17 protein-coding genes are annotated in these 20,902 nt (G+C 52.2%); 10 read left to right on the top strand and 7 right to left on the bottom strand.

What is annotated here, in order from left to right:
- The first annotated feature begins 1 nt into the window (after window position 1).
- From ACQKP2_RS08375 to ACQKP2_RS08350, 6 genes are all read left to right on the top strand, one after another.
- Window positions 2-1,396 (top strand): hypothetical protein, encoded by a 1,395-nt coding sequence (locus ACQKP2_RS08375; protein WP_427575799.1) that lies wholly within the window; start codon window positions 2-4, stop codon window positions 1,394-1,396.
- Between the two features lie 190 nt (window positions 1,397-1,586).
- Window positions 1,587-2,165 carry a hypothetical protein gene (locus ACQKP2_RS08370; protein WP_427575798.1) on the top strand — a complete coding sequence of 193 codons (579 nt, stop codon included), beginning with the start codon at window positions 1,587-1,589 and terminating at the stop codon, window positions 2,163-2,165.
- Entirely contained in the window at window positions 2,162-3,145 is a 984-nt protein-coding gene (locus tag ACQKP2_RS08365) for a hypothetical protein (RefSeq protein ID WP_427575797.1), read from the top strand. Before ACQKP2_RS08370 ends, ACQKP2_RS08365 begins: the two co-directional genes overlap by 4 nt.
- 158 nt (window positions 3,146-3,303) lie before the next feature.
- Window positions 3,304-4,410 carry a DNA polymerase III subunit beta gene (dnaN, locus tag ACQKP2_RS08360; RefSeq protein ID WP_427575796.1) on the top strand — a complete coding sequence of 369 codons (1,107 nt, stop codon included), beginning with the start codon at window positions 3,304-3,306 and terminating at the stop codon, window positions 4,408-4,410.
- A 20-nt stretch (window positions 4,411-4,430) separates the two neighbouring features.
- Window positions 4,431-5,978 carry a sigma factor-like helix-turn-helix DNA-binding protein gene (locus ACQKP2_RS08355; protein WP_427575795.1) on the top strand — a complete coding sequence of 516 codons (1,548 nt, stop codon included), beginning with the start codon at window positions 4,431-4,433 and terminating at the stop codon, window positions 5,976-5,978.
- Window positions 5,979-5,982: 4 nt separating this feature from the next.
- Window positions 5,983-6,327, top strand: coding sequence for a hypothetical protein (locus ACQKP2_RS08350; protein ID WP_427575794.1), 345 nt, complete (start codon window positions 5,983-5,985; stop codon window positions 6,325-6,327).
- Here ACQKP2_RS08350 and ACQKP2_RS08345 read toward each other — a convergent pair.
- The gene (locus ACQKP2_RS08345; protein ID WP_427575793.1) at window positions 6,294-6,758 is read right to left on the bottom strand and encodes a hypothetical protein; all 465 of its coding nucleotides are present in this window, start codon (window positions 6,756-6,758) and stop codon (window positions 6,294-6,296) included. The two genes, ACQKP2_RS08350 and ACQKP2_RS08345, sit on opposite strands and share 34 nt — an antisense overlap.
- A 125-nt stretch (window positions 6,759-6,883) precedes the next feature.
- On the opposite strand from ACQKP2_RS08345, the gene ACQKP2_RS08340 reads away from it, so the two are divergent.
- The 4 genes from ACQKP2_RS08340 to recA are packed head-to-tail and all read left to right on the top strand — an operon-like array spanning window position 6,884 to window position 9,936.
- Window positions 6,884-7,429: a hypothetical protein gene (locus ACQKP2_RS08340; RefSeq protein WP_427575792.1), complete on the top strand. Its 546-nt coding sequence runs from the start codon at window positions 6,884-6,886 to the stop codon at window positions 7,427-7,429.
- Window positions 7,430-7,484: 55 nt separating this feature from the next.
- The gene (locus ACQKP2_RS08335) at window positions 7,485-8,477 is read left to right on the top strand and encodes a twin-arginine translocation signal domain-containing protein (protein ID WP_427575791.1); all 993 of its coding nucleotides are present in this window, start codon (window positions 7,485-7,487) and stop codon (window positions 8,475-8,477) included.
- A gap of 59 nt (window positions 8,478-8,536) precedes the next feature.
- The gene (locus ACQKP2_RS08330; RefSeq protein WP_427575790.1) at window positions 8,537-8,839 is read left to right on the top strand and encodes a hypothetical protein; all 303 of its coding nucleotides are present in this window, start codon (window positions 8,537-8,539) and stop codon (window positions 8,837-8,839) included.
- A gap of 47 nt (window positions 8,840-8,886) precedes the next feature.
- Window positions 8,887-9,936 (top strand): recombinase RecA, encoded by a 1,050-nt coding sequence (recA, locus tag ACQKP2_RS08325; protein ID WP_427575789.1) that lies wholly within the window; start codon window positions 8,887-8,889, stop codon window positions 9,934-9,936.
- A 53-nt stretch (window positions 9,937-9,989) separates the two neighbouring features.
- Here recA and ACQKP2_RS08320 read toward each other — a convergent pair whose 3' ends face one another.
- From ACQKP2_RS08320 to ACQKP2_RS08295, 6 genes are read right to left on the bottom strand one after another with little or no spacing between them, the layout of a single operon-like run.
- Window positions 9,990-10,919, bottom strand: coding sequence for a chemotaxis protein CheB (locus tag ACQKP2_RS08320; protein WP_427575788.1), 930 nt, complete (start codon window positions 10,917-10,919; stop codon window positions 9,990-9,992).
- The gene (locus ACQKP2_RS08315) at window positions 10,916-17,212 is read right to left on the bottom strand and encodes an Hpt domain-containing protein (protein WP_427575787.1); all 6,297 of its coding nucleotides are present in this window, start codon (window positions 17,210-17,212) and stop codon (window positions 10,916-10,918) included. The genes ACQKP2_RS08320 and ACQKP2_RS08315 overlap by 4 nt, the downstream gene beginning before the upstream one ends.
- Entirely contained in the window at window positions 17,212-17,997 is a 786-nt protein-coding gene (locus ACQKP2_RS08310) for a CheR family methyltransferase (protein WP_427575786.1), read from the bottom strand. Before ACQKP2_RS08310 ends, ACQKP2_RS08315 begins: the two co-directional genes overlap by 1 nt.
- Window positions 17,998-17,999: 2 nt before the next feature.
- Window positions 18,000-19,991, bottom strand: a complete 1,992-nt coding sequence (locus ACQKP2_RS08305) for a methyl-accepting chemotaxis protein (RefSeq protein WP_427575785.1) — start codon at window positions 19,989-19,991, stop codon at window positions 18,000-18,002.
- Between the two features lie 21 nt (window positions 19,992-20,012).
- Window positions 20,013-20,492 carry a chemotaxis protein CheW gene (locus tag ACQKP2_RS08300; RefSeq protein ID WP_427575784.1) on the bottom strand — a complete coding sequence of 160 codons (480 nt, stop codon included), beginning with the start codon at window positions 20,490-20,492 and terminating at the stop codon, window positions 20,013-20,015.
- A complete protein-coding gene (locus ACQKP2_RS08295; protein WP_427575783.1) occupies window positions 20,485-20,868 on the bottom strand; it encodes a response regulator in 384 nt (127 codons plus the stop codon). Before ACQKP2_RS08295 ends, ACQKP2_RS08300 begins: the two co-directional genes overlap by 8 nt.
- Between the last annotated feature and the right edge of the window lie 34 nt (window positions 20,869-20,902).

The following is a 20,902-nucleotide window of genomic DNA, read 5'->3' as shown; positions in this document are numbered from 1 at the left end:
TATGCCCGCAATCCATTTTTACGACGCAATCACAGCTGGTAAACACGCGGCCGAGGGTCAGCTTGTTCGCTACCACTCGATTTTCGTTTCTGACGATGTCGCGCCTGAAATCCTAATGAGTGCTATCAAGCTTCGGGATGACGTGTATGTCGATCCAAAGGAAGCGGCCAAAGGTGAGCTGGCGCTCCTCGACTTGATGCTGGGCGAGACCGAGCTTGAGTGGGCCAGAACCGGATTCAAGCATTTCATGACGAAGGATTGCTTGCATGTTGGCTTTGGAAACTCAACCAGGCTCGACCCCTATATTCGGTATGGGATGTACCGCAACTTGCTCCCCTACCCGTGCATTGGGTTACCTGAGGGCAGTCATTTCCTTGATGTGGAGACACTCCTGCGTGCGGTCGCGCTTTTACGCCCAGACGATTTTCCTTGGCCGGAGAGTGTACGAACGCTGCCCATGACCGCGATGCATCATTTCCTGATGTGGGAAGCGGAAGTGAACGGAACAAACAGGGCGATCCTGGTAAAGGAAACGCTGGAAAAACTGGCAGCTGCGTCACCCAAGCTCATCGAGCACGCAATTAGGACTTCCTCTATCGAAGCGATCAAGACGTGCCTCGGATTGGATGGTGGAGAGGTTTCTGATTTGCGAAGTGTGAAGCCGTGCTTGATGGTTCATCCGTTGATTCCCCATCCCAGGGGCGCAATCCTGGCCTTGCCACTGGCGGTGGACATCACCTACCCGGACATTGTGTATGTCGCAGATCTGGAAAGTGACCTGTCGTCTCTAAGCGACCCTAACGTTGAGTCGCTTCAGGCACTGGTCAGGGTGAACCCCACAGACCTTCACAAGCCCTTAATCCGAGTCAGCCTTAGCCGTGCCCCCTTTTGCGCAGCAATCGGCGTCGTGCGGCCTAAGGACGCTTCCCGGTTAGCCGTTGATATCCGAACGGTGCTGGCCAATATTGAATATCTTCGCGCTGCCGACCATCTCGCCGCACGGCTGAGGGATGAACCCATTTTGGAACTCGCCGCGCAACCGGCAGATGTTGACCACCGGATGTGGGCAGGTGACTTCAACCAGGCTGACCTGTTACGGATGCAGCGCCTTCACGAGCAGCCCATTGACCAGTGGCCTTCGATTATTGCCAGCGGCATTGAAGGTAGGTTTCGAGAACTTGGAGGCCGTCTACTTGGAAGGACCAAACCAGAGCTGTTGAGTGTTAGTGAGCGCGAGGTTCTGACAAGGCACTTTCAAAACAAAGCTGCCGGGAATTTCCAGACCCCAGATCGGCTGGCACACCTGCGCAAACAAGGACAAGATATCGCGATTGAAAGCCCAAATGCTCTTGGACTTGTTCAGTTGAATGAGCGTTTGGCCCGAATACTCGGTTAGGTTATCGACGATGAACACCGCCATTTATGACCCGTATGCGACTCTCCCTTTCCATGGGTACCGCAGTCCAGAAAGTCATCTACCTGAGACATATCCGTCCCTGATGCACTTTATCGAGTCCGAGAAGCACAGAGGGGTGGATGATTCGTACCGGCGATATCTCCTCACGGTTACGGATCAGGATGACTTCATGTTTGAAACTGCTGGAGTTGTTCAAGGAAGCCGCCGGGGTGACTGGGAGACGATCAAAGCTCCAATGATCCGCGCGGGGATGTGGATGCAGTTGGTTCAAAATCAGGAGGCACTTGCCAACTCGTTGTTGCAGCCAGGTTGCAAGACAACCATTCAGTTGGTCACCCAAATCGCCGAGCAGATCTATAACCGACTCCACAAAGCCAGTCACGAGGAAGGCGAACAGTTACGCCGCGTTGTCCTTACTGGCGACTGTTCAGTATGCGATGAATCGATCTTCGCTTTGTTCGATCAGATTTTCGCAAATCGGCGTCCTGATGAAATCTATCTTGCTGCGGAGGAAGGTGTTTCCCGGCTTGCTGAGCAGTATTGCATTCAACGATACATTCCTGCCCGCTTGTTTAGCTTGTCCGGCGTCAAGATAGAGCAAGTGGCTGCCAATGCATTAGCCAAAGGCACGCACGTCTTCGCAATCAGTGCTTCTGAACAATCAGATTCCGAATTTGCGGTATCGGTGTTGGAAATGGCTTCGGCCACAGGAAAGCCAAGCCACCGCATACAATGGTCTGCCCAATGAAAGCCCTTCTGGTGAAGCTGAGCCCCTTAGTATTGATTCTCTCCGGCTGTGCCTCACAGCCACAGTGGGTTACGGCAACACCAACAGCGATGTGCTATTCCAAGGCTGACAAATCCTGTCTGGGCGATCTCATCGCAAAAAATGTTACGGAGGTACAGCCAGGACCTGAGCGTGACCAGGCTTTGAAAATGACCCGGGCGGTTATGGCTGGTGCAGGAGTACCCGATCCAAAGGCGCTGACAGATCTCCGAGCCAAGTTGGAGACGACAATGTGCCTTAAACCTGAGGAAGCATACGTTGATGCGGGTAAGGCGGTGGAGAGTGCCCGTGCTCATAAATTCATGTCTGCAATCGACAGCGCTGCGTCGATTAACGAGCCTGAAGCCAAGCTATTTGCCCTGAAAAACATCGCAGTGCTCGCAGCCCGCGCCAACGATGGGCCGGCCATAGGCAAGAGCCTGAACTTGCTTCATGACACGGACAATGCCATTTACATGGATGTTTTACAGGAACGCTTGGTCAACCTATTGGTAACCGGCGACTTGGAGCGCGCTCGATCACTACAAGACACTCTGCTCGACTATTACACCGCTACACCAGGACACACGATGTCCATTGCACAGATCGCAATCAGCTACGCGAGTACTGGACATGTGATGGATGCCAATGACTTCCTGCAGCGGGCTGCAGAGAAGGTACCGGACTTACGCACTGACGATTTGACGCGATTGTTGAACCTCATTGTCAGAGCAGCACAAGGGACTTACCCCGCACCACAGGACTTCTACGACTTCTCGAGCGACAACGTTCGATTGCAAGCCTACGTTCAACTCGCAATTTTCTATGAGCGTTCAGGGCAGGATGGCAATTCAAAGAAAATCGCTGGTGATATGGCGCGGTTTACCCAGAAGTCGACCTATAAAGTAAGTCGTACAGCATCGGCGGCGGCCATGAGTAGAGTGCTGATTGAAGCGATGTAACTTATCCCCAGTCTCTGTGGAAAACTCGGAGGATAAGTTCACTGATTCTAGCCACGGAGCGGCGCGCAAGCCTTGATCAAATTATGACCAGATGACCTGCTTCTGGCACACCCTCTCCCCCTCAAAAATGGACCAATCCTCACTATCTGGAACGGTCCATGAAACTAACTATCTCAGTCACCGATTTTGCCAATGTCCTCAAGCAGGTGTGCCGTGTTGCTCTTCGGAGTTCAGGCGATATCCTCGGCCAAGTTCTGTTGGATGCGACGGCAACCGGTTTGACTATTTCGGCTCAAAACGGCAAGCAGCAAATGACTATGTCGCCCAATGCCTCGGCGCTGACAGTGGAAGTTCCTGGGGCGATTTGCGTGAATGCTGCGAAGCTAGATCAGGTCATTCTCTCCCTTCCCAAGGACAAACCCGTCAGTATCGTTTTGAAGGACGATAAGCTCCAGATTTCCTCTGGTCGCTCGCGCTTCAATCTGGTCACTACTGCTGCAGTGAATTTCCCATCAGTCGATTTCCCGGTTCAGGATGTCATAGGATCACTGAAGGTCGCCGGTGGCGCGCTTACCACTGGGCTGAGGCAAGTTGGGTTCTGCGCTGGTCGTAACGACGTTCGGTACTACCTCAATGGCGTTTTGTTTGACCTAGCACCAGACAGCTTGACGCTTGCCGCGACTGATGGTCATCGCCTTGGTGTCACCGAGGTTCCAGTCAACTCCTGTCTTTCTGGCCAGTTCATTCTGCCAAGCACCTGTATCGAGGATGTCGCGGTTTTTTGCGGTACCGGTGATGTCGAAGTGTCTTTCAGCAAGCAGATGGTCCGTTACACCACCCATTCTGGTGTTTTGTTCTCCCGACTGATTGATGGGACGTTCCCGAAATATAAGAACCTCCTGACCAACGCGGCGCAGGGCATGATCGCTCGTGTTGACCGGAATGAAATCGCTAGCGCTGTGGCTCGAGTGACGTTGCTCTCAGATAGCAAGATTCCTGCGGTGAAGCTGACCCTAACCAATGATGAAATTTCAATCCAGTCCATCTCGGCAGACGTCCTGAACGAAGCAAATGATGTCCTCCCCTGCTCCTACAAATCGGAGCCGTTGGAGATCGGCATGAATGGCGCAATGACCACTGAGTTGCTCCGGGCGCTTGGCTCTGAGGAAGTCGATCTTTATTTCAGGAACGATGGTTCTGGCACACTGTTCACGACGAAAAACTATCCCTCACACAGTTTCGTATTGATGCCAGTTCGGCTCTAAGCCGACACGAGGGGTAATCCATGAACAACGCAGTTTTGAAAACCGAAGTGGTCTCCAGCGCCGCTGCGAAAACAACGGCCGTTGGCTTTCGCCTCCCGGCAACGATGCCTTCTCTCCCGCAGCTGAGTGATCCCAAGGGACTGCTGACGGCTGAACAGGAACAAGACCTTGGGTTTGGCATCATCATGGGCCAACTCGATCTCCTGCGTGCCCTGGCGGTGGATACGGAGATTGTCTTGCTCATGCTCGACGAGATCTGGGCAGCGATGGGGGACAAAGATGCGGTCAGCAAAGCCGTCACCCTAATTTTTACTGACGGCGTCTGGGTGCGCGTTGATGAGATCGACAATAAGGACTTTGCTGCCCTCACCCGTAAAAAATTGAACGCCATTCAGACTCTGGTTGCTGAGTTGAACACCTACTCGAAGGATGGGATGGACGGGACGTTGTTCGCGGCGGTAGTGCGTGAAGAATTGCGTCAGAAGCTTTCTGAAATCGTTCCCTATGACTACATCCTAAATCGTGCAGCAGACCAATTTCGGGCCAAGTGCAAAAGCCTCAACCTTCTGTGTAAAGACCTGGTCGAGTACATCGCAGCAGAGGTTCGCATCCCGCGCAAGAAGGTTGAAGGGATCGTTTCCGGTAATTGGACTTCACCCAAGCTCATCTCCTCATTACTGCAGTCCGGCGGATATGAGTTGAAGTTCTACCCACCAGTGGAGATGCGCCGCCTGCGCACGGGCATCATCGACCGTCAGAACAAGATCATGGAATCCGCAAGTACGGGCCAGGCCCCGGCGGCGGAGTTGCTTGCCTCCTGGTCTGCGTTCGGGCGATTTGACCGCCAGATTAAGGCGTGTGTTGAACTGTTCGTTAAGGCCAACTTCCGTTTGGTCGAACGCATGGTCTATCAGTACAAATTTTCTGACCTCGAGGTTGTTCGTTCTGCAGCGAATATGGGGCTTGTTCGGGCGATCTATCGCTTCGCTCCGGATAAGGGGTTCAAGTTTTCGACCATCGCGGTCTCCTGGATTCAGCAATCGATTCTTCGCGATCTGAACCAGCAGGAAATGATCCGTCTGCCTGAAGGGACGTACGAGGTTCTGTCGAAGCTTAAGGCCGCGCTGGGAGAGAACCCTAACGCTTCGCTTGAGTCCCTGATTGAAATCACTGGATTGAAAGAAGATGACGTCCGCAACCTGATGTTCCATGTCGGCATCGGGAAGCCGATCTCCCTCGATAGCACCTTCCAGGAGGGTGGTTCGGCGGAATCTGATGGCATGCATGAGATGCTGGCGGACACCAACAACTGTTTCGTCGAGGAGGTACTGGAGGAAAACGCGAGTAACTACATCACAGGCGTGCTGGCCGGTGTCCTGGGGGAGCGTGAGCTGTTTGTTGTGGTCAACCGTTTCGGAATTGGCGACGTCGAAGCCAAGACCCTAGAAGAGATGTCGGTGATTATGACTCTGTCTAAAGAGCGTGTTCGCCAGATCCAATGCCAGGCTTTGGCGAAGCTGCGTGACAGCGAGTTCGGTGAAGACCTTTTTGAATTGTGGGAGGAATGACCTGATGAAACGTATGCCTCAACACGGCGCAGATGTAGAGATTTTCGGAGTTCTCACCACCTTCATCGCCGGCGCGAACATGTCCGATGGAGATGTGCAGTTCACGGTCCGAGCGTGTGCTTCGAATGTTCGATTGATCAAGACCAAGGCGGAGGCGTCAGGAAAAGTTTGCGTCCTGGTAGGCACCGAGATCGTTCAAATCTCAGCTCAGGTTTGTATCTGGCGCAATTGCACCGCCGCTGCGCTATACGATGAAAACATGATGCTCGGCCAGACAGTAGATCATTTGAAAGCCTCGGTTGATGCTCGCGACTTTCAAAAGCTTTTGTCGCGACGCAGCAAAGTTTGAGCTCGCTCTTTTTGGCGTTTAGAGGCTTTTGAGTCATCCAAAACCAGTTGGGCGTATTCCGAAACACCCTCGAAGTCGCCGACGACCTGGAGTTGGTCAGCGAGTTTCAAGTTCAATTCAACATCCTCGTTGTCAGGAAGATTCGGAACCTCCATCGTTTCCAACTCCACCGCGGGGGCATCCTCGTTCATGTCAGGTTGTGCAACCTCCAAAGCAACGAGGACTTCCGCTGGGCGTGTTGGCGAAAGCGCCGGCATTGCTTTGTAGCGGTGTTCTGCTTCAACCGGTTTTGCCGCTGCGTGTTGGTCGATATCGCGCCCATCGGCAGGTTCCCTGTGAACTGCAAAGGTGTTCATGTGGGTGATCCAGAGGATGGCCCCCGCAACGACGGATAGAAATAGACCAAGAAGCCAGATGTAGTTGGAAAACACGCGTCAATTCTCCAGAAGCTGATGCTACTAATAGTGGGTGGTGACTGCCCCAATTTGAGGGGTTTGAGTGCTAGTGGCACATCCAGCGATGCGGATACTGAGCCCATCAACTGGAGGAACAACCCATGACATCTAAACCGCAAGAAACAACTCAGACTTTTGAGATCCCGGTCAATCTAAACGGAGTCCTCCGCGTAAATGTGCCTACGCATCTTAACGCAGAGGAGTTTCGCACGCTGGCGCTGCAGCAATTCACTCAGATGCTAAACAGCCAGGTAGGTATGGGGGAATCGGGTGAGGCAACATTCAGTTTTGAAGCCGATATCTGGAGCACCGACGGGCAGGCGAATGTTGCTGATTTGCTCTTTGATGTTCAGCACGACTTGAACCTGAACGTAACCGGCGCGGCGGTCGCTCTGCGGCCCAAAAAAGGTGAGTTCGGTGCCAATCGATATTTTTCCCGCCTAGCGGCATATGTCACGGAAGAGGACGTCTACATCACGGCTCGCAACCCACAAAATGACAGCGAGCGCGTACTGGTTTCGGTTCGAATGGATTCAGCGGTACCTACGGTCCACGTAATGAATCCTACCGACGATGAGTTGGGTTCTCCCGAGATTGTTCCGCTTTTTAGCGTCCCCTTCCCTGGCATCTCTTGCATGCTGAACTAATAAAAAGGGTCACCTGGCATCCACTATTAGGGTAGTAACCATTCAGGAGCCTAAAGTGGATCTATCTCGCCGGGAATTTGTGAAGCTGTCGACCGTCGTTGCTGCCGCGACTGCTACAGGTCTGGGCTTACATACCGAGGAGGCACAAGCAATTACCGCCTCACTTGCGACGCTGCTCGTTATTGATCCGGTCACCCTGTCGTACATGGTCTATGGTCCATGTTGCCATTTCTGTCCGAATAAGCTGATCGTTAGCCATTACCAGCCTGTGGCACTGTGTGAGGTGATTAAAGGTGGCGGGGACTCCGCCCTTGGGCAACCCATTGGTGGTCTGCTTAGCGTCGGCGTGGACAACAACGACTACACGTCGATGCATGTCCGGATCTGGCAACTGCCGGAATGGGCAATCGACATGGCCATGGCCTATCAGAGTTGCAAGCTGTGTGGTGTTGAGAAAGCCAAGTCATCGAATGCTACCGCAGTGGGCATGCTTGATGTTTGTGGTGCTGGTGCGAATGTCCTGCTTTCCCAGGCACTGAGCAAATTCAACGCAGCACTACCAGGCTGCTTTCCAAAGCTGCTCTACGACACTGAGTTTGATCCAACTTGGAACACCGGTTGTCGTGACATTGGTATCGCTTCAGCCGCAGGCGCGTTGGCCTGCAACACTTTCACTTCCAATGTCCCAATCTTCGGCACCGAGATGTGTATCGGCACCCAGTGGGGCCCGCTATATCCGCGGCAGATGGCTACGCCTCAGGACAATGCTGCAATTGCGGCGGGGATCGCCGCTTATCGGGCAATTCATGTAAGTGGGTTTGCTGTTGGGTCCTTTCCTTTCAATGCATCTATGCAAGTGGGGAAACTGCAACAAACCTCACCAGGTGTGACCGTCGGATTCCAGCCAGGCAGCTTGATGCTCGATACGCAAATGCGCCTCTACCCTGTGTCGCTTGAGCAGATTTACACCTTCGTCTGGTGGGTTCCTGTTACCTGCTGTAAGGACTGGGATGAAATCATGGGTATGTGTACTCCGAAAATTTGCTGACGGCTTCTGGCACGGCCCCTTCTTTATAGAGTGGTCCTTGTATTTACGAGGACCCTCTCATGCAAAGCTCTCAAGTTCGTACCTCTCCACTGCTTCGAAATTTTGCGACCAGATTGGACGATACCCGGATTCAAGTGACCACCAAGCTCGGTTCGCAAACTGTCGTTCGTGCTGATTTCATTCCAGCGTTATTTCCGTCCGATGCCAATTTGCAGCATGACTTTTTGAGGGATTTGGCTCTTCGAACGAACCCAGGTGCGATCGGCATTCTGAAGGACATGGCTGATCGCTGTATTGACGCTCAAGCCACGGCTGTCCGGAAGATTCTCGACGACGGTTCTGGCACGCAACTTTCAAATTGAAGATGTGCTCAGCGCAAATAAGCGCCTTTCATTCCGAGGATAGAACGATGGACGACCAAAAGAAAAAAGCCCTGAGTGCAGCCATGGGCCAGATCGAAAAGCAGTTTGGTAAAGGCGCCGTTATGCGAATGGGCGACCAGGAACGCGTGGCTATTCCGTCAATCTCGACTGGTTCCATGGGGCTGGATCTCGCTTTAGGCATCGGCGGTTTACCGAAGGGCCGAATCGTTGAAATCTACGGGCCGGAGAGTTCGGGCAAGACCACACTGACGCTTTCGGTTATTGCCCAAGCGCAAAAGGCCGGCTGCACCTGTGCGTTCGTCGACGCTGAGCACGCACTTGACCCGGAGTACGCCGGCAAGCTGGGTGTAAATGTCGACGATCTCCTTGTGTCCCAGCCTGACACTGGCGAGCAGGCGTTGGAAATCACAGACCTTCTCGTTCGTTCCAATGCCGTAGACGTCATCATCGTCGACTCTGTTGCCGCTCTCGTGCCTAAGGCTGAAATCGAAGGCGAGATGGGTGACATGCACGTCGGCTTGCAGGCCCGTCTGATGTCCCAAGCCCTGCGCAAAATCACCGGCAACATCAAGAACGCAAACTGCTTGGTTATCTTCATCAACCAAATCCGTATGAAGATCGGTGTGATGTTTGGGAGCCCGGAAACCACTACCGGTGGTAATGCGCTGAAGTTCTATGCATCGGTTCGTTTGGACATCCGACGTACTGGCGCTGTGAAGGAAGGCGACGAAGTCATCGGTAGCGAAACCCGTATTAAGGTGGTGAAAAACAAGGTCGCTTCACCATTCCGTCAGGCTGAGTTGCAGATCATCTACGGCAAAGGGTTCAACAAAGCCGGTGAACTGATCGACCTCGGCGTGGCTCAGGGGTTCGTGGAAAAGGCGGGGGCCTGGTACAGCTACAACGGCGAGAAAATCGGTCAAGGTAAAGCGAACTCCGCGAAGTACCTTGAGGATAATCCCGAGGCGGCGCAGTCGCTTGAAGCCGCGATTCGGGCCAACGCACTGAACTTGGTTCCAGCCCCTTCAGCCGAGTTAGCAGAAGACGAAGAAAAGGAAATCGAAACTACTGCTTAAAGGAGAAAGGCCACTTCTACTTGAAGTGGCCTTTTTATGCTGCCGTGATTCCATCACTGAGGGTATAAGTTTTTCAACTCTGCGGCCAACGCTGCCGGTTCTGCCGATATCTGAACAGCACCTGTCAAACGTGCCGAGTCAGGCATGCCCTTCGCCCCGCAGGACTCCTGATCCTGTGCCATGATCATTTTCGCTCTACCCTTGACAGCTCTAATGCCGGCGGAGCCGTCGAACCCCATTCCCGAAAATATGATCACACCAATTTTCCCTGGATGGCAGGCGAAGATCGAACGTATCACTGCGTCAATGGAGGGGTTGAAGCTCAACTCTGGGGTGACATGCGGTTTAAGTTCGATGATCCCCCCGCGGATGTCGACGGTCTTGTCCCGGGGGACTAAAAAGACGGTATTGGGCCTGACCTTCGCTCCGTCGGCTGCCGTCTGGACATCCCATTCCTTAGCATTGTCTGCCAGGCGCGCGAGCATCTGCCCAAAAGCATTTTCTGAGATGTGTTGAGCCACAAAAATTGTAATTGGTAGGGGGGGAAGGGCCCCAAAGAATTCCCGAAGTGCCTGAGGGCCGCCAGCACTCGAGCCGATGATCCATGCGTCGGGTACATGTTTATTGTCGGCTTCATCTCTCTTGGAATCCAACTCACTTGTCAGGTCAGGAAGTGACTTTCGTATTTCTTCGACGGTGCGATTTCGCCAGGAAATGCGATCGGCCTGGCTCATTGCAAACAGATCTTTCTCATGCATGAGGCAGATAGGTTCATCCCGGCCCATCATGTCCATTACGTCAGCGCAGTCGACGATCGCCGGATCGCTCATATCGATGATAAGGATGTGAGCATCGGTCGAATGCAAGGTGCCATTTCTGATGGTGGTGAGGTCGTACTCTTTCAACGGACCTACCAGAGGGCCCAGCAACTCTGTGATCAAGGCCTTCTGGACTTCATTGGTACTTACGATTCCGACTCTCATACGGCGACCTCTTTACGAACAGTTTGCGGCTTAACTTTCAAGACTGCCTGTTCTACTTTTTCGAAATTGCATGGCTTGTTGACGTACACGTTGACGCCGGCCTGATACGCTTTTTCCTCTAGCCCGGTACGAGTGGTAACCATGATTATCGGAACGTCGTTGTATTCTTTCCGGCGCCGGATTTCTTCTGTGAATTCGAAGCCGTTCATTCGAGGCATTTCAACGTCGACGATTATCAATTCTGGCATGCGCTCTAGCGGCAGTTGCTGCATCGCATCTTCACCATCTCTAGCGGTGACGACGATGTAGCCCATCTCGGTGAGGTACCGTTCAAGCAGTGTCCGGTATTGACGTGCGTCATCAATTACTAGAGCAATAGGTTTCTGCTCGCGCTTCACTGACCGCACGCGGTTCTGCCGTACCTGGTAGCCGTTTGGACCAGACTTTAGATTGAGTCTGGCCAGTTCCATTACATCCAGAACAAATACCGGTGTGCCATCTTGCTTCTCTGTCTCACCAACAATCCCCCTGGCTTGCGAGAGAATGCCCTCGAGTTTCCGAATGTGGATCTCGGGCATTGACTCAACCTTTTCGACTTCAATTGCGAATCGAATATCCCCTTGCTCGCAAAGGATGAGGGTTGAGTCTGTTTCACGATCACTTGGCGTCCGCAGGTCAGGCATTGCGATCAGATCCGCCAGATTCACTACTTCGTAACGCACTTTCTCGTACTCAACAGTCGCTCTACCATATTTCGCTCGTTCGCGATTAATCGCGGCGGTATCGCTCATGATGACTTGCGTCATGAAGTAGCTTGGGATAGCGAACCATTGAGAACCGGAACTGCACATCATTGCTCGGTTCGATCCGATGGTGAATGGCAATTCAACGGTGAAGGTGGTTCCCTTCCCCAGCACACTGTCGATGATTAATTGGCCCCCGAGGTTGTCTACCGCGGCGGCTACGATGTTCATTCCCACCCCCCGGCCCGACATGTTCGTTACAACAGTTTTGGTTGAGAACCCACTGCTTGTAATCAGGTGCATGATTTGTTTATCAGTGAGATCTTCGTGTTCACTGATGATTTGCTTCTCAATTGCCTTTTTGCGAACAGCGTCAATGTCGATACCTCGGCCGTCGTCCTTGACCGTAATCACGACATGTTTGGCCCTACGGTAAACCGTGATCTCGATAGTTCCAGATGCTGGTTTACCTAGCGAAACACGTTCGGCTTCAGTCTCAATCCCGTGGTCAATTGCATTCCGAAGGATGTGAGTCAGTGGTTCCGAAATATTGTCTTGGATCATTTTGTCCATAATTACGTCTCCACCGACAAAATTGGTGTTGACGACTTTCTTGGTTTCGATGCAGACCTGCTGGATAGCTTGTGTAAGCCTGGGCTTAACGTTTACGAACGGTACCAAGCGAGAGTCGAGTAGATCGCGTTGCAGTCCACTGATGAGCAGGCCCTGGTCCCGCAAAGCATTTCGTTTCTGAAGCGCTAACCCAAAAACCTCAGCAACGGCGCCAAGAATTTCGTCAATTTGAGCACCGAGTGCTACGTGCATAGCCGAAAGGTTTGTGAAGCGTTCAAGGTAAACGTCTTCATTGCCGGCTGAGTTGTTCCGAGTCGTAGGCTGCTGATTGAAGTGACCACGCAACGCCGTTGTGAATTGACCGTGCTGAAGACTGTGAACTTCCAGCATTTCACGTATCGCAGTGATGCCCAGGATCTGATCTTCATTCAAAGCGTCAACTCGATGTCTTACCGCGGTCAATTCGCTCGCTGACTCTCCTGCGTTCTCCAGGAGCCGAAGATCAACTTTCATTTTTTCAGTAGGGGCGACTACTTGTTTTTTAGTGTCTGTAACAATTGGCTGTATACAGCGCTGAAGCATGTCGAGCACGGACCGACTCTGCACCTTCTGATACACCCTAGCGTCATCGAGGCTCTCAATTGAGAAACGGCGTTCGAAGGATTCTATTGCCCCATGGATTTGCGGTTCCGCCGCGATGGATGCCGGCTCTGGCGAGTCAGCGACCTCGGCTACATCATTGAAAGTTTCAGCATGCGAAATTTTTTCGGGCGTGGAAGTCTCGGACTCACGCACGTCTTGGGCATTCGCCTCAGACGAAATTTCTGGTATTTCGACAACGGACGCGATCTCGTGGTTTCCAGCGTCTGCTTGCTCCATATGTGCTGGAAGCCTTTTTGCGCCACCCTTACCTCGGCCGCCTCTTGCCCTTTTTCGTCCGGGTTTTGGGCTTTCGGTTTCATGGAGAGTCGAAGCATTGGCGGTAGGAGTTGCGTCCGCCACAAGTGCATCGCCGCCTGTTGTTTCAACATGCCCACCAACCGGTGTTTCGATTTGGTGTTCCTGTTGCGCGTTACGCCGGTGGTCAGGGCTAAATAGGTATGAAAGATCGATCTCGTTTGAATCTTCTGCGTGCTTCAAGCATTCAATCAATGCTGTTGGAGTTTCGTACGCAATTCCTTGACGCATGACGCTGGTCATTTCAAGGATCGTGCTCAATACAATTCTTACCAGTTCAGCACATTTCTGATCTGGTTCGATAAGGTTGAATGAGATGCTCTCAAACAGAGTTTCCATGGAGTGGGTTATTGCTCCAATGGAATTTGCCTCTGCCATCAGAGCCGCACCCTTCAGGGTGTGCATCTGCCGTTTGATGGTAGCAACCAATTCCGGGTCGTTCATTCTCCCCAGCCAGGCGGTCACGTTGGCCTGGAGTTCTGGGAGGACGTCGTCGGCCTCGTCAATGTAGAACTCGGCTGCAGTTGAGCTATATTCAGGCTCCAGATTCTCCGGCTCGGTATGCATCAACGGAGAAGGGGTCTCTGTAAACGTTGCGTTAAGATCGACAATTCCAGTTTCAGAAGTTTTCGCATGCGAAATGTTTTCTGGAACGGATGGTGATACTTCCACCGCCTCCCGATCGACCAGCACGTCAACCGGAGCTGCTGCTGTGGTACCCACTGGAGCCACGGTTGATACGGGACCATGCAAATACCCCAAGTCGACTTCATTGGAGTCCACGGCGTGCTGCAGGCAGTGGATCAGTGCAATTGGTGTTTCATATGCAATCCCCTGCCGCATCACACTGGTTAGGTCGTGGATGGCATTCAGTACGATTTGCACCAATTCAGCACATTTTGCATCTGGTTTGATGATGCTTAGCGAAATGCTTTCAAAGAAACTTTCCATTGAATGGGTAATTGCGGCGATGGCATTGGCTTCAGCCATCAGCGCAGCACCCTTCAATGTGTGCATTTGCCGTTTGATGGTTGCAACAAGCTCTGGATCATTCATGTTTCCAAGCCAGGCGGTCACGTTGGCCTGGAGTTCTGGAAGCACGTCGTCGGCCTCTTCAATATAGAAGTCAGCCATTTCGTCGCTGTACTCACATTCCAGCGACGCAGCGATTGTTTGGCTAGGCACGACCTGAGAACTGTTGGATACGTCGGACGACTCAACGACCGGACCTTCAAAAGATTTCGCATGCGAAATCTCTTCTGGGTTTGACGAATGATGGTTCACCGCATTTTGAACACTCTCACCATCCTTTTGGGAACGGGATGGGTTTGCCGAAGTTTCGATGACTTCAATTTCTTGGTAATCGGCGTGCACATATCCAGTGCCAATGGCTGCAGCAATCTCTTTCCAGTTCTCATGCAGTGGCGAATCGATAACCCAAGGGAAGTCCTTTTCGAAGTCGCCGAGGTCAATGAGCAGCAGGTTAAGGTTCTCAAGGTCTGCCTCTGCCATTGGTTCCCCTTTGTCCAGGAGAATCTCAAGACGCGATTCAATGATGCCGTAGAGCTCGTGTAGAAGTGCACAATCTGCTGAACCAGATATGCCATGGATCGTGTGGGCAGCCCGACATACATCACGGGTGACGATACGACTCGAGGAGGCCGTGAAGTCAACGAGTACTGCCTGGTAGGTCTGGAACTCCTCTCTGAAGAGTTCGATCAGACCGGCATCAAAAGTATCCGGGATAGCACGCTCCGGACTTTCGCTATCCAATTCACCTTCAAGAATGATGGAGGTATCTTTCAAGGCCGAGGACAGTTCTTGTGGTGTGTTTTCAACAGTAGGAGGGATGATCGAAGGATCTGCATTCTCAAGGAGGGTGGTTTCCAAATCCTTGGTAAAGAGCGCGACTTTTCCACGAGCGGAATACTCATCCATACATTGCAGGCAAACCTCAATCCCTTGTTTGAGGAGATCCTGCGAGCCTACGAAATCGAAACCTTCAGCTGAGGAAAGGCTAGTTACCTTGTCGGCATAGGTCGCTAGTGCCCTGGCGATACGTGAGAAACCGTCAAAGCCGTTCATCTTGGCCGCGATAGATAGTCTGTCAGCTGACTTGAAGAGCGAATCCATTGCTGCACGCTTTCTGATTTCAGGTGAGGCATGCGCCCTTTCCATCGTTGACCTGAGTTCATTGATCTCAGATAGGAACGGGTTTTCCTCTTCAATCAGATGCCCGGCCTGGGCTTCAAACTTTTGAATCAGCTCGTTTTTGTTGACTGTCTCAACATGCGCGATCTTGATGCCCAACTCATAAAGTGAGTGCTCAGACTTCGTCAACAGCTCCGGCGACGGCTCGAGGTTGTCTTTGATTGAGGTCAGGTAGATCTCGATCGCAACCATAGCCCTGGCGGCAAGAGACAGGCTTGGTGAGTGCTGAATCGATCCTTGGTCCAAAAGATTGATGAATGCCTGGCAGGCCCCATTCATCAATATGCTGACCTGCTCTGCACCTACAAATGCCAACGCTGCAGATGCTTGTTGCAAGCTCTGCAAGCCAGCCTGAAGGTCATCAGGTCCCGTACCGCCATCAACGTGTTGTGTGATCAGCTTGCGCGTCTGAGCGAGGGCAGCGAGCCCTTCTGAGATCACTATCGTAATTACATCAGGTTTGACCCCAACAATATTCAGTGCACGGATTGCCTCATTGGATTCAACGCCGTTGATTCGTTCATCCAGGAAAAGGATGTCGGTCAACAAATGCTCGACCATTCCAGGGTCGTCGAAGCAACTGGAGCTATGGATATGCTCAACTCTTGTCAGCGCCTTGGTCGCCACACCTGCCAGTTCGTTTTCGTTGACCATGTAGAGCACACTGGTCACGTGCCTAATGGCTGTTCGGTAGTTTTCAAACTGGGTTTCGAAGATGTCCTGGTTCTTACTAGAGCGCGCACGCCCCAGTGAAACCATTGCTGTTTCGAGCAATGGTTTCAGCTCTCCGGATATGTCGGCAAGGGTGGTTGCTTGAGAGCTTTCTATCCGGCTTTGCAATTCAGCCAGGGAGCCGAAGTCGACAGTTTTGCGGACATTGAAAACAGCAAGTGCGTCAGCAACTTCAGTCGAGAGCTTCGTAGACATGCTAAGCACCGACAATAACGACTTGAAGCGATTGACGCCGAGCGTTTGCTTTGCGCCCTCCTCCCCATCGGACTCGGCACGTTGAATGGCTACAGAGAGCATTCGGAGCTGGGAAAGCGTATTGCCGGCACTGCGAATTGCACCGGACCCGAGCGCGTCGGTGAGGCACTCGCCTATCCACCAAAAACACCCAACCTCTGGATCATTGGTGACTTCTTGAAGTTCGCGCAATGTCGCTTTCATTGAGGTCAAGGCGAGCTTGCTGTGGTTACTTATGTAGGTGCTGAAGGCTTCTCGAAATTTCTTTGGTGCGCGATTGAACACCTCGTTACGCGTGGCCTGGGTGCAGTCGCGATCCTTGAGAGGTGGGTCAACGAACACAAACTCAATGTCTGGAGGGAGCAAATTGTCCTCCTCCAGTAGTGGCACGTTGCGCATTTCTCTCAATTCGTTGATTGGCTTGGAGAGAATGCCTGCGCTATCAGGTGCACCGTCAATAATCATTTTGACGTAGTTCGGAATTGTGAGTAACCCGCTCAAGACTGAGAGCAAGGCCTGCTCAATCTTCACCGCGTCCAATTGATCTTGGCTGATGTTGTTCAGTATGACTTTTATTTCGAGCGCGAGAGCAGCCGCTCCAATGCATCCCACAACAGCCAGCGAAGAATGAATCAGGGTTACCTCACGAGTGAGGGTATTGAATGCCTCAGCTTTGATTGATTCTTGCTTCTCAAACCATGGCCGCTGTGCGTCAGACGGAGGGCATGCAAGCTCCTTCATCTTTTGGTGATAGATGTCCAGGGCTGATTTCGATACATCCACCCCCTTTTGAATCGGTGGACGCAACCATGAAAGGTGGGCTGTTCGAAGATTCTTGGACATTATGAGGACCTAACAAATACGTTTATTTGGCTGTGGTGGACACGTGTCATAGCTGGTGTTTTCCAGCCAAGTGTTTCCGCGGGAGCAGTGATGAGATAGCCCCCGACGCCGAGCATTGAGGCGAGACGATTTAAGATCTCGTAGCGCGTTTCCTCGCGGTAATAAATCAGCATGTTCTGCGTGATCACCACGTTAGGTTTCAATAGCTGTACGGGTCGGTCCTGTAGGATGTTGTGCTGCTCGAACTTGACCATGCCTTTAACCCAGGGATGGAACCGCATCCGCTGTTCTGGCAGGAGTCCTGCTAAGAGCGAGCTGATGTTTGGATGTTGCTTGTAAATGCCGAGCTTTGCCGTCTTGATGCAGACAGCCGAAATATCGGTGCCAAGGATCTCAAAAGTGTCGTGGCCTGCTGCATAAAGCGCGGCAGCGATACTGTACGGCTCCTCCCCTGTCGAACATCCGACGGAGAGGACTTTAGGGTGGGATAAATTTTGACAGATCTGACCAATTTGCTTCAGAGCAGCTGGTGAGCGGAAAAATCGGGTTTCATGGTTTGTGGCCAGGTGCAGGATCATGGACCAGTGCTCTGAGTCCAACAGCCCTCTTTTAGCCCGAGTCGCGAGCGTTTCAAGGGTTTCACCCAAAGACTCGGCGTACCCGGTTAGCGCATGCTCAAAGGCAATCTGCCGGCATTGATCGATCTCAATTGAAAATCGGGACTCGATGGAAGCCAGCCATTCATGCAGGGCGGAGAGGCCTATTTCCGCATCGAGGTTTTCCATCATCAGGCCTTAGCAAATTGAACAATGGTCTGCTGCAGATCTTGAGCTTTTGTATTCACGTTATGGATTGCGTTTGCGGTTTGCTCGCTTGCTGCACCGCTTTCGGAGCTATAGTGTTGGATTGAGCCCATAGTCTCGTTGACCTCATCCGACTTGGATTGGAGGGAATGTGTCTCCTCCTTCACCCTGCTCATACCCTGTGCCAAGTGGGTCGTCATTTCGTTGATATCACCCAGCGCGTCTTGTGCGGTGTTTGAGCGATTACGAAGCGATTCTGCTTCCCGTTGCAAAAGGTCGACCGCCGATTGCGTTTCACGAGCAGCCTCGTTCATCTGCTTCAGGAGCATCCCGATCTCGATCACTGCCTTTTTGGCCTCAGATGCAAGGCGACCCATAGCATCGGCGGATTGCGAGATACCACTTGAGACTTTCTTGTCGCCAATGTTGCCGGCAATGATTTCTGCGTTGTAAGAAAGAAGGGCTGACTTCTGCGAAACGTCGCTTACTACATCCGAAATTTTCTCCAGGTTTTGGAAGCTTTCGATGAGGTTTTTCGAGCTGTGTTGAATAGCCGTTGTCTGCTGCTGAAGTGAAACGATGCTGTCGTGTACTCGGCTTACGGCATCAGTTCCCGAGCGCACACGCTCCAACACGTCACCTGAAGTGATTTCCGTGTCGATTGTCAGCCTCTCGATCTGGTTGATGAACCTGAGCATTCCAGTGATCAGGGAGGTGATGTGGTCAACGGCTTTGCCTTGGGCATCTCGGTTCTGGCCAACGTTCCTGTCCGTAACCATCGCCTGCTCCGTGGCAGTCGATAGATCCAAGATAGTTTCACGGACCTCATTCAGGATCGAATTGAACTTACTGAATACGATGTTTAGGGCCTTGGCGATTTCTCTCGTGGAGTCGTTGTCTTCGGTCAGTACGGTACTCAACTCGCCGGAGTAAACACGGTGAATTTCATCGAGTAACGTTTGCAACTCCCTGGATTTTTTCTGGGTGAGTACTTCGAGATTTCGCCCCTGAATCTGAATCCGTGAAGTCTGGCTGTTGGTAATTGTGCGCATCATCATCATGGCAGCAAACGCCAATAGGATTGTAATCGCGCCCAACCCAGCCACTGCGGTCGCGCCGTATGGGCGGCTTTCCGGAAGGGCTTGTACCGAGGCAACCAATGTGGACGCTGCTGACGAAAGCTTTTCCCGAGCGGCCCAAATAGTTTTCGCATGCGGAATGTTTTCGCTGGCGCTACTCGAGCTATTTATGGTTTTCACCATCAGCCTTTGCACCGACTTTGCGTCAGTGAAGCTCTTACTCAGTTGCGACATCAGAGCTTGTTCTTTAGGAAGTGATGCTCCCATGGCGGACAAACTCGACACGTACTCACCAAAACTGCTTTGGGCCGCACTCAATATGTCGGTGTTGATTCCAGAGTCCATTGAGATTGCGCTGACGCCGTCTTCCAGTACCGCTACTGCTTTTGTCAGTTGTGCCTTTAGTGCCGGGCTTGCAGAAGAGCTTGGCAATTCAGCCAGAGCCATTTTCGCTGCGCTGAGCGCTTCTTTGGCGACACTCCGGGTTTCCGAAAGGTTTCGTGAGAACTCGCCAGTGGCTCCGCGTTGGCTCAGGATTTGGGATATAGATGGTGCGAGTTCATCCCAGTTTTTCTGAAAGGCTTCAAGGTTACGCAGAACGCTATCTGGTGCTGCTGGGAAGCCTCGCACAGGATCACCGTTCCGTATTGCCGATAAAGCCCGTTCAACAGATGAATCCAGGCTTTCCATTTCATTTGTATATGCACTGTCGGCTGCTGCGCGTTCAGCCAAGTAAACGGTTTGCATGCCTTTGGTTTGGGCGTCGTATGCTTGCGTGAGCAGATAATCATTGTGCTCACTGTCCTTAATGAAGTGGTAGCCGGTGTAGGCTGCGCCGGCACCGGAAAGAAGCAACAGAGCTGCGGTCAGGGGAACTAGGGAGAAATTATTGCTCATGCTTTCCTATCTCTGGTGTGATCACGTGAGATCGATCTTTTGAATTTTCGAATCGGATGCCAGCGCTTGGATATCAATCAAAGCCCATGCTCTGGAGCCATCTGTGACTGCTCCGCAAAAGCACGCACCGAGGCCGGGAGGGATCTTTATTTCAGCGTCTGCGACATCCTCCAGCTCTCCAGAAGGAACGAAGCACACCAGCTCATCGACGACTATTGCCAGGTTTCCTACTGTTGCATCGCCTTTAACAAAAAGTGCGGAGCTGCGCACCCGTGGGGTGTCCGACCGCGGTATTGAAAGCAGGCGTGCAATGTTGATGAAGGGGATCAGCTCTCGACCAAGTTTGCCAACGCCCAGGAGCCAGGGTTTTGTACCAGGTACTTGAACTAGTTCTTTAGGTACCTCATCCACGGCGAGAAGGACTGAGGAAGGGCTTAGGCAGTAGGTTTCGCCAATTCGGTAACCGGCGAATTTGAGACGACCACTTTCAATGTCATTCATCAAGTAGGTTCTCCAGATCTTCGAGAGCTTTCTTGATGGTTTCGAGGGTGAAAGGCTTAGTCAGATAGATGTCGACGCCGTACAGCAGGCCTTTTTCCAAATCGAAGGGGCTGCTTGCGCTCGATAGCATGGCAATCGGCTTCTTACCCCAATCCGGCCATGCACGCAGGATGCTTACAAGCTTCAAGCCATCAAGGTTTGGCATCTCGATATCAATGAAACATGCATCTGGGCTGTTTGCGCGGATAACCGCGAGCGCCTCATAACCGTCGACCGCGGTAAAAACCTCAATCCCGATCTTTGAAAGGATGCTTGTGCCGAAACTTCGCATGCCCGCTGAGTCATCAACGATGCATACAGAACGGATTTTGGACATTTAGAAACTCCAGTCGTATGCCACTAATAGTGGG

Origin of the sequence: Pseudomonas sp. NPDC089569, assembly GCF_050280625.1 — a bacterium.
Classification (GTDB): domain Bacteria; phylum Pseudomonadota; class Gammaproteobacteria; order Pseudomonadales; family Pseudomonadaceae; genus Aquipseudomonas.
Note: the sequence above shows the minus strand (reverse complement) of the source record. Positions and strands in the feature narration are given on the sequence as shown.